This is a genomic window from Desulfofundulus sp., assembly GCF_049701015.1.
GTDB lineage: Bacteria > Bacillota > Desulfotomaculia > Desulfotomaculales > Desulfovirgulaceae > Desulfofundulus.
Genome location: NZ_JBNATZ010000087.1, coordinates 1 through 9,817, shown reverse-complemented (window position 1 = coordinate 9,817; position 9,817 = coordinate 1). Strand labels below are relative to the sequence as shown.

Genomic DNA, 9,817 nt, shown 5'->3' with positions numbered 1-9,817 from the left:
TTTGCTCTTGCTGTCATTTCTTTGAGCTTCGGCCTGGCCACGCCCACCAGAACTGGCGAGCCAGGAGCCAGCAGGGTTAAATGTTCCTCCAGCAAGAACAGTGGCTTATCCAGGTATGCCGAGTGAATACGACCCCGGTTATCGATCCCGGGCACGGGCAATATTAGAGCGTCAACTCCGTCCAATGCCCGGGCGATTTCCCCACAGGGAGTGATATTCTCCCCCTCAACTGGTACCCCTACCACTTTCAGATGTGCCCCCAACACCGCCAGCCGTTCAACCAGGATCTTCTCCCTGGCATCACCGCCAAGTACGGCCAACTTTATCCCCTTCAGATCTGGCTGCATGGCCGGCAAACCCCTCCTTGGGCTTCTCGTCTTTATCACCAATATATGAGTGGCCCCAAAGGGAGGTGCTTGTCACGGGGTTATTCAAAAAGCAGGTTCTCCAGGCCGTACACCACTCCTTCCAGGTGCATCACACGACGAATGGCTAAAAGGACACCGGGCATAAAGGATTCCCGGGAAATGGAATCATGCCTGATACTCAAAGTTTGCCCCAGGCCGCCGAAAATGACCTCCTGATGAGCTACCAGCCCCGGCAGGCGCACACTATGGATGCGGACACCTCCGTCAAAGGCACCACCCCGGACACCGGGGATTTTCTCCATTTCCGCAGGTAAGCCCTGGCGAATATCTCCCCGTACAGCTGCCACCAGTTCTGCAGTCTTGAGGGCAGTACCCGAAGGAGCATCCAGCTTTTGATCGTGGTGCAGCTCAATAATTTCCACGTGTGGCAGGTACCTGGCCGCTTCAGCGGCAAAACGCATCATTAAAACTGCCCCGATTGCAAAGTTGGGAGCAATCACACAACCCAGCTTGAGCTGCTCAGCAAGGGTGCGGATTTCCTGGAGTTCCCCGGTACTCATGCCGGTAGTACCCACCACCGGGCGCACGCCGTGATGAAGAGCAACTTTGATATTCTCCGCTACTGCATCAGGAGTGGTGAAATCGACCATAACATCGGGGGAAGTTTCCACCAGCACTCTTTCCAGAGCGGTCTGCAGTGTTATCCCTGTCTCCGGAACACCCAACAGGGAACCCACATCCTGACCTTCCCCCCGCACGTCCACCGCTCCCACCAGGACCATATCTCCAGCCTGCAATACTGTCTTTAAAACTTCCCGGCCCATACGGCCGGACGCACCCGAAACAACAACTCTGATCAACGTTAAACCTGGTTAACACCCAGGGAAATGAAAATAATTCCCATTTCCCTTAAAACCAGATTCCTCCCTCCTGCTGTTTGTTAAAATTTAAATCACATAAAACAGCTAATGTCAAGATGAAATGGTTGAAATGGACCCGGCTCTTACAAAACGGCCAGTCATGCCCTTATCTTCCTTTCTACAAGATGTCCCTCAATCCCTGCTCGCGCCCTCTGTTCCATGAGCATGTTAAAAACAAAAAAAAGACCTGAATGACAGACGTATCACACTCCAGATCACAGCGCATAGCGGCGCAGACTGAGGTTTGCCTGATCCAGATCGACAATAATAACTTCGCTGCCAATCTTGCGCACGGCCTCCCATGGGATGACCAGTTGCTGGCGGTCAAACCAGAAGCTGATGAAATTGCCCCGGCGGGGTAAAATAATCGATTGTACCTGTCCGGTTTCAATATCGATAGCCACATCGCTTTCCCCCACTATGCCCAAACGGGCACCATCATAGATGTTCACAATCTCCTTACCGGCCAGCTCGGTTAATCTCATGGCACCTCACCTCTCTTCCACACCTCTTTTAAATCCTGCGTTTTAACTGAAACAACTTGAGAATAAACGGTTGAACAATGGCCAGGGCGATAGACAAGGCCGCGAGAGGCTCCACCTGAACCTGCCCCAGGTAAATCCTTTCAGGCAACTGCAGGCCCAGAAAAGTAAACAGGAGAACGAGAGAAAGGTAAATACCTCCCGCTGTACCCACCAGACCGGACAGAGCCTGGGAAAGGGGAGAAGGCATGCTGACCTCGGACACATCCCATCCTTTATTTCTTACACTGGCCAGATGCATTCTTTCACGTACGGAAAGAATGATTAAAATGGCCAGAAGCGCAACTACCAGCACAAACATTATATCCCACCCCCGCTAGCATTATATGGGAGTGGGACATGTTTTAGAACAGGGGATCCGGCCGGAAAGCTCTAACACAAAACCCTCCTCCCGGCCATTTCCAGAATACTGCAGTCCTCCCAGGGGCCGAGCGTCGCAATGGAAAACAATTCGGGATCTAACATTTCACGTGCGAGTTCCCGGACATCCTCCACACTCACCTTTTTCACACGCTCGACTATTTCCTCCGGCGGCACCACCTTCCCGAGGTAGAGCTGGGATTTGGCCAGCCTGCTCATCCGGGTGCTCACACTTTCCAGGCTTAACCACAGGTTACCGGTAATCTGCTCCTTGGCCCGGTGCAGTTCCTCACTTTTGACCCCGTTTTGCTGGATATCCCTGATTTCCTTGAAGATCAGGTCTACAACCGCCGGCACATTTTCCTTGCTTAACCCGGCATAAATACAGAACAACCCCGCATCATGATAGGAACTGTGATACGAATAAATGGAATACACCAATCCCCGCTGTTCTCTTATTTCCTGAAACAGGCGGGAACTGATACCCCCACCGAGAATGGTATTGACCACCTGAAACACATAATTCAGCTCGTGATTTAGAGGAAGCCCCGGCACACCCACACAAAGGTGCACCTGTTCCGTATCCTTGGTCCGGCAGGTTATCTGGCGCTGTGGAACGGGGCGAACCAGCCTGCGGGGCACCTCCCTCCCCTTAAGCGGTTCAAAGATGGCTCGCAACTTTTCCAGCACCCGGTCATGGTCAATGTTCCCCGCTACGGCCACCACCAGGTTTTGCGGCTGGTAGTGCCGCCGGTAATAGTCCAGAATCTCTGCCCGTGAAAGCCGGCCAATAACCTCGGCGGTACCGATAACCGGCCGCCCCAGTTCGTGACCCTGCCATATGGTTGTGGCAAAAACATCGTGGACCAGTTCATCCGGGGCATCTTCGTACATTTTGATCTCTTCCAGGATCACATTACGCTCCCGGTCAATATCTCCGGCGGCAAAACGTGAATGAAACAACATATCCTGCAAGACATCCAGGGCCAGGTCGAAATGCTCATCCAGCACCCGGGCGTAATAACAGGTGTACTCTTTGGTGGTAAAAGCATTCAACTGCCCTCCAACGGCATCCAGAGCCTCCGCGATGTCCCGGGCCGTGCGTCGCACGGTACCCTTGAACATCAGGTGCTCGATAAAATGAGAAATACCCGCTACAGCCGGGCTCTCATCCCGGGAACCAACATTCACCCATATTCCCAGAGCCACAGATCGTACATGAGGAATATCTTCCGTAAGAATGTTCACTCCGTTTTCCAGCCTGACGGCCTTAAACAACCACCTACACCCCCAACATCAGCTTGGTCTGGCTCACCAAACCATGGTAATTCTTCGCCACCTGGAGCTAAAAATCCTTTAAGGCAGGAACCCGACCTGCGCCCTGGCGTCCGGAGACATTGCACACAGTTTTTGCCACCACAACTTGTAAGCAGGCAACTTTTCTACGGAACGGCCGGTCAAAAGCCGGCTCCGGGCCACCGGTTCACCCTCTACCCAGACCTCCATACTACCTGCCGGTAAGTCTTTAGGGAGCGGTGCGGTTAAGACAGCCGGCACGTCAAAACGCTTCTCCACGCCTGGCGGACGGTGCACCGGCACAGTTACCACCATGTTACGGTTACTGACCAGGGGCACTTCAGAAACAACGCCATCGGTTACCGGAACATGCCCGCAAACCTGACCTGCTTTAACCACGGTCATGTTTTTAAAGCTGCTGAACCCATAATCCAGGAGGGCCATGGTATCGCCATAGCGGTCGTCACTGTGCAGGACCACGCTGATTAACTGCCGGCCCTCCCGGCTGGCCGAAGCAACCAGGCACATCCCCGCTTCACTGGTAGTTCCGGTTTTCACCCCGTCTGCTCCCTGGTAGCTCCACAGCAGGCGATTGGTGTTGTGCAGGTGATATTCCCCCCATGGAGGAGTTGAAAAACCGTGGTAACGGGTGGACACCAGGGACTTGAAGGTGGGATTTTTCAAAGCATACCTGGTCAACAAAGCCAGATCGTAGGCGGATGACAAATGGCCCCGGGCTGGTAAACCATGGGGATTGCAAAAATGGCTATCACGGGCTCCCAGCTGCCGGGCTTTCTGGTTCATGAGCAAAACAAAATTGGCTTCACTGCCGGCAATGTGTTCGGCTATTGCCACACAGGCATCATTACCTGAACGGAGGAGGGCACCGTACAGGAGCTGTTCCAGGGTGAGGTGCTGACCGGGGAACAGGTGCATACTGCTTTCCCCTACAGCTGCAGCCCCCGGGCTGACCGTAACCACCTGATCCAGCTTGCCTCCTTCAATTGCCAGCAGGGCGGTGAGAATCTTGGTGGTGCTGGCCGGAGGCCTGGGCTGGTGGGCATTTTTAGCATAGAGAACCTGTCCGGTCGTCGCGTCCATGAGCACAGCTGCATCAGCAGTCACCCGGGGAGGATCCTGGCCGGAAACAGAAAAAACAGGTAATTCCCCAAGGTTTAAAAATACCGGAAGAGCAGGTTCGGGTGGAGCAGCGAGCGCAACCCCAATGCCGGAACCCCATAGATACCCCGCCAGCAGCAAGTAAAAAAGTAACCGGGAAAGCACGCTTTTTCACCTCGAAATCCAGTTTCTCCAAGCTCTAAGCTTCCCGGTTTTTCATCAGTTTATGTTTAATCTCCGTCCAGGTGACGCAGTAACCCGGACACTGTTACCAGACGGTAACCACGGGACTTCAGCTCTTTAATAATTACGGGCAACGCTTCTATAGTGGGAGCTGTGGGATGCATGAGGACAATTGCCCCGTTATGTGCTTTTTCCAGCACCCGCCTGGTGATCAACTCTGGTTCAGGGCGCTGCCAGTCCACGGTATCCACACTCCATAAGATAGTCCGGTAACCCGCCTCCGCAGCTGCCCGGAGTACTGCCGGCCCGTGCTCGCCGTAAGGAGGAGCAAATAATTCCGGACGTTTCCCGGTCACTTTCACCAGCACCTCTTCCGCCCGGCGGATGTCCTGCAGGTTACCGCTTACGGAAAGCTGGTCCGGATGGGGGTGGGCATAACCATGGCTCCCGATCTCATGACCTTTTTGGGAAATTTTGCGGGTAAGTTCAGGAAACTGCTCTGCCCATTGCCCGCCGATAAAAAAAGTAGCATGTACCTTTTCCTTTTCCAATATATCCAGCATCTGAGGGAGGTACTCTTCACCCCAGAAAACATTTACGGTGAGAGCAATTTCCTTTTGCCGGCCGCTCCCATGGTAAATAGGCTGCAACTGTACCGCCGGTAAAGCCTGCAGGGAGAGGTTATACCAGTATCCCCACGCCAGGAGGGAAAAACACAGCATTACAATCCAGAAACCTCTTATTAACCGGTAACGACTGAAATAATAAACGCGCACCTCATGCCACCCTTTCCCAATTCATCAACACATTTGTATGCCAGGAAAGGGTTGTATATCGCCTCTTTTTTCCCCCAAAATACGCCGCTACACGACCATACTACAGTCCTCCGAACCCGCCCGGAAATAATAAAACCCCTCCACGAAATAAACCATGGTAGGGGAGTTTGTTAAGAGTTACTGGCGGCCCTGGCGGCCCCTGGACCGCCGTTGATGGGGAACCGCTTCCTTGGGCTCCGGAGGCAGGGCTTCCTTCCGGGAGAGCTTCAGACGCCCCTGGTTGTCAAACCCGATAGCTTTCACCACAATGGTATCTCCCTCTTTCACCACATCTTCCACCCGGTTCACCCGGTGGTGAGCCAGGTGGGAAATGTGCACCAGTCCTTCTTTACCCGGCATGCCGAATACCCCGGGTACCACTTCGACAAAGGCACCAAAATCAGTAACCCTGGTCACTTTACCGGTGTAAATTTCTCCAACAACCACATCTTTAGTGATGTTTTCAATTATTTCCAGGGCCCGTCTGGCTGCTGCAGGATCCACGGCTGCAATATAAACCCGGCCATCATCTTCAATATCGATCTCCACGCCTGTTTCATCGATGATCTTCTTGATAACTTTACCACCGGGCCCAATCACTTCACGGATTTTATCCGGATCTATAGTGGTATGGATAATGCGGGGAGCATAAGGTGACAATTCCGGCCTGGGGGCGGGTATAACCTCCAGGATCTTGTTTAAAATATAGAGGCGTCCTTCCCGAGCCCGGGCCAGCGCTTTTTCAAGAATCTCCGCATTTATGCCGGGAATTTTGATGTCCATCTGCAGGGCGGTAATCCCCCTGGCCGTGCCTGCCACTTTGAAATCCATATCGCCCAGGTGGTCTTCGATACCCTGGATATCGGTGAGGATAGCAACCTTGTCGTCTTCCTTGACGAGTCCCATAGCCACACCAGCCACAGGGGCTTTAATGGGGATGCCGGCATCCATCAGGGCTATGCAACTACCGCATACGCTCCCCATGGACGTGGAGCCGTTGGAAGAAAGGACCTCGGAAACCAGACGTATGGTATAAGGGAAAGTATCCTCCCCGGGAATTACCGGTTCCAGAGCCCGCTCCGCAAGGGCACCGTGCCCGATTTCCCGCCGCCCGGGAGAACGCATGGGCCGCGTTTCTCCTGTGCTGTAAGGAGGGAAGTTATAATGGTGCATAAATCGCTTTGTTTCCTCAATACCCAGGTCATCCAAAATCTGTTCATCGGAAATGGCACCCAGGGTGACCACTGAAAGCACCTGTGTCTGTCCCCGGGTGAAGAGTCCTGAACCGTGAGTACGGGGCAAAATCCCTGCCTCTACTCTAATAGGCCTTATTTCATCCAGCGCGCGCCCGTCAATGCGAACCCCTTCCTCCAGGATGAAACGGCGTACGATTTTTTTCTCCACCGCCTCAATCACGGCCAGAATTGACTGTTCCTGTTCGGGGAAAGTCTCAAGGAAGGATTCCACCAGTTTTGCCTTCACCTGCTCCAGGAAGGCTTCCCGGTCCTGTTTATCAAGCCGCCGCTCAATGCACTGCCGTACAGCAGCCGTCAATTCCTCTGTGACAGGGCCGATAACCGCTTCTTCCACCTGGGGATCCACCTGGGCCAGAACGGGGGTGACCTTCTCTTTAGCCAGCCCGAGGGCTAGAGCTTCTGCCCGGAAGTTCTCGATAAACTCCACTATTTCTTTCACTTTTTCGTGCCCAAAGGCAATTCCCCCCAAAACCTGCTCCTCGGGGACTTCCCTGGCGCCGGCTTCCACCATCATCACCGCGTCCCGCGTTCCGGCCACCACCAGATGCATTAAACTTTTTTCCGCTTGAGCCAGCGTGGGGTTAATGACATATTCCCCCTCTACCAGCCCGACAATCACACCTCCAATGGGGCCCTGAAAAGGAATCTCACTGATGTGCAGGGCAGCGGACGCTCCGATCATGGCGGCAATCTCAGGAGCATTATCCTGATCCACGGATAGAATGGTGGCCACCACCTGTACCTCATTGCGACAGCCCTTGGGGAAAAGGGGCCGTATGGGCCGGTCAATCAACCGTCCGGAAAGAATAGCCTTTTCGCTGGGTCGACCCTCACGCTTTATAAAACCACCGGGGATTTTCCCTACAGCATAGAGCCTTTCCTCATAATCCACCGTAAGAGGGAAAAAATCGATACCCTCGCGTACGTTTTTGGACATGGTAGCCGTAACCAGCACCACCGTGTCACCATAACGTACAAGGACCGCCCCGCCGGCCTGCCCGGCAACCCGGCCTGTTTCAAGCTGCAGGGTGCGGCCGCCGATTTCCATTTCTTTTGTTAATATGGGCTTCTCTGTCATGTATAGCTACCCGACCTCCTGTTTAAACCTGCTTAATTTTTCATAACTGGTGGTTCTTCTACATAATAAATATTATTTCCTGCTGGCTAAGTAAAAAATACTTAACGACTCCGGAAGCAAATTGAAGCTCAAAAGATGATACATTTTCCCATTGAAAAAGGCGGGGTTAGGTTCCCGCCCTTTTTTACTTCCGCAGGCCCAATTTTTCAATCAGTGCCCGGTAGCGGTCGAAATTCCTGTCTTTTAAATAGTTGAGCAAAGCCCGTCTCTGGCCAACCATTTTTAACAGACCGCGCCGGGAATGATGATCCTTCTTATGAACCCGCAGGTGCTCCGTCAGGCTGTTGATCCGTTCGGTCAGGATGGCAATTTGCACTTCCGGAGACCCGGTATCGGTTTCATGCAGTCTGTGTTGGGCAATAAGAGCCTGTTTCTTTTCAGATGACAGTGCCACCGAGATGTCACCTCCTCCTTAACTGTAATCGCTGCTGGCCAAGCTAACCGCCGGAGAAACGAGTTCCCTAGCCAACAGTTCACGGGAAATTTATTTCCCGATTATAGTAATCACCAGGCGTCCGCCCGGGATATCTTTGGCCACAATATCAAATACCCGCCCCGACCGGGCAATAAAGCTGCGAAAGCGGGTTGCCGTAGGTATGCGCCCGGGAATATTACTGGCGGCGGCCGTGATATCGGCTATGGTAATACCTTCCTGCCGCAAATCTTTGAGACGCTTCTTAGCGTGCTCAGTAACGATAATCCGCATGGCCCCAACCGTATTTTTAAAAGATCCCGGACTGAGAAAGCCGGTTTTCCTCTTCCTGGGCTACAAACGCGTACAAAGCATCTACAAAAGCCGCAAGAGCATAATTTTCCACCTGAGACTGCCGGTAAATTTGCTCCAGCTCTTTTTTGAGTTCTTGAAATTCCTCACTCAAACAAATAAGAGCGATGTGATTCAGCCATCTTTTAATCTCCTCGTCAGGAGAGTCCAACCTGGGAACCCCCATTCAAAGAGTCTCCCTTCTCCACGCCCAGGAGGCTTAACGGTTTTATTTTAGCACAATCCTGGAGAGAAGTAAACTTTACATGTATTTATATGAACTTTACTCCCGGCCGTATTCCACCCTGGCCCGGTGAATGTCTTTCTGGATCTGGGCCACCAGCTCGGAGACGGAGGCAAACCGCCTCTCTTCCCGCAGGCGGCGTCTGAAACGTACGAGGATCCAGCGCCCGTAAAGGTCACCCTCAAAGTCAAGCAGGTGCACTTCGATGTTGGGACGAACGTTTTTAGCATTGAAGGTTGGTTTCGTCCCAATATTGGCGACACCCAGGAAGCGGTCACCATCCACCTCAACTTCTACTGAATAAACCCCGCTGGCCGGTATCAAAAGCCCCTCTCCGGGGTCTAAATTGGCCGTGGGAAAGCCCAGAGTCGCCCCCCGCCGGTCCCCGGTGACCACACGACCCTCCACAAAGGGGTAGTAACCCATGAAATGAGCAGCCTTTGTGACATCCCCGGACAGCAACAGGCTCCGGATCAACGTACTGCTGACCACGTGGCCGTCCACAGCCACCGGAGGTACCACATGCAATTCAAACCCGCACCTTTGACTGTACTCCCTTAAAAGTTCGGGCGTACCCTCACCCCGGTAACCGAAAGTATAGTTATAACCCACGAAAACGGCTTTTACACCCAATCCCCGGCATAGCACCTCTTCAATAAACTCCCGCGGACCAACCCGCGCAAAGTCGGCCGTAAAGGGTACCCTCAGCAGGACTTCCACACCCAGGCGGGACATGATCCTCTCCTTGGCGCCGGGGGTTAGCAGCAAAGGGGGGGCATGCTCGGGATCCAGCACCGCCAGGGGATGGGGATG

Annotated in this window: 12 protein-coding genes; all 12 read right to left on the bottom strand. The window is 53.3% G+C overall.

The genetic code is table 11. The annotated features are described in order from the left end of the window. Positions 1 to 347, bottom strand: a 347-nt coding sequence (locus ACPLUI_RS07175; protein WP_424659585.1) for a dipicolinate synthase subunit DpsA, incomplete at its 3' end; no start/stop codon positions are given. An 80-nt stretch (positions 348 to 427) separates the two neighbouring features. Beyond that, complete coding sequence (gene dapB / locus ACPLUI_RS07170; RefSeq protein WP_424659584.1) at positions 428 to 1,228, bottom strand: 4-hydroxy-tetrahydrodipicolinate reductase; 801 nt, start codon at positions 1,226 to 1,228, stop codon at positions 428 to 430. 275 nt (positions 1,229 to 1,503) lie between these two features. Then, positions 1,504 to 1,773 (bottom strand): YlmC/YmxH family sporulation protein, encoded by a 270-nt coding sequence (locus ACPLUI_RS07165; protein WP_424659583.1) that lies wholly within the window; start codon positions 1,771 to 1,773, stop codon positions 1,504 to 1,506. A 28-nt stretch (positions 1,774 to 1,801) separates the two neighbouring features. After that, a complete protein-coding gene (locus tag ACPLUI_RS07160) occupies positions 1,802 to 2,131 on the bottom strand; it encodes a hypothetical protein (protein ID WP_424659582.1) in 330 nt (109 codons plus the stop codon). 71 nt (positions 2,132 to 2,202) lie between these two features. Then, entirely contained in the window at positions 2,203 to 3,468 is a 1,266-nt protein-coding gene (locus ACPLUI_RS07155) for a M16 family metallopeptidase (protein WP_424659581.1), read from the bottom strand. A gap of 78 nt (positions 3,469 to 3,546) precedes the next feature. Next, complete coding sequence (locus tag ACPLUI_RS07150) at positions 3,547 to 4,770, bottom strand: penicillin-binding transpeptidase domain-containing protein (protein ID WP_424659580.1); 1,224 nt, start codon at positions 4,768 to 4,770, stop codon at positions 3,547 to 3,549. Positions 4,771 to 4,835: 65 nt separating this feature from the next. After that, positions 4,836 to 5,564, bottom strand: a complete 729-nt coding sequence (locus ACPLUI_RS07145) for a polysaccharide deacetylase family protein (RefSeq protein WP_424659579.1) — start codon at positions 5,562 to 5,564, stop codon at positions 4,836 to 4,838. 177 nt (positions 5,565 to 5,741) lie between these two features. Continuing rightward, entirely contained in the window at positions 5,742 to 7,937 is a 2,196-nt protein-coding gene (locus ACPLUI_RS07140) for a polyribonucleotide nucleotidyltransferase (protein ID WP_424659578.1), read from the bottom strand. Between the two features lie 184 nt (positions 7,938 to 8,121). Further along, entirely contained in the window at positions 8,122 to 8,391 is a 270-nt protein-coding gene (rpsO, locus tag ACPLUI_RS07135) for a 30S ribosomal protein S15 (RefSeq protein WP_424659577.1), read from the bottom strand. A 90-nt stretch (positions 8,392 to 8,481) separates the two neighbouring features. Then, complete coding sequence (locus ACPLUI_RS07130; protein WP_424659576.1) at positions 8,482 to 8,703, bottom strand: hypothetical protein; 222 nt, start codon at positions 8,701 to 8,703, stop codon at positions 8,482 to 8,484. 16 nt (positions 8,704 to 8,719) lie between these two features. Continuing rightward, positions 8,720 to 8,947: a hypothetical protein gene (locus ACPLUI_RS07125; RefSeq protein ID WP_424659575.1), complete on the bottom strand. Its 228-nt coding sequence runs from the start codon at positions 8,945 to 8,947 to the stop codon at positions 8,720 to 8,722. A 96-nt stretch (positions 8,948 to 9,043) separates the two neighbouring features. Beyond that, positions 9,044 to 9,817: riboflavin biosynthesis protein RibF (gene ribF / locus ACPLUI_RS07120; protein ID WP_424659574.1), on the bottom strand; the 774-nt coding region annotated here is incomplete at its 5' end.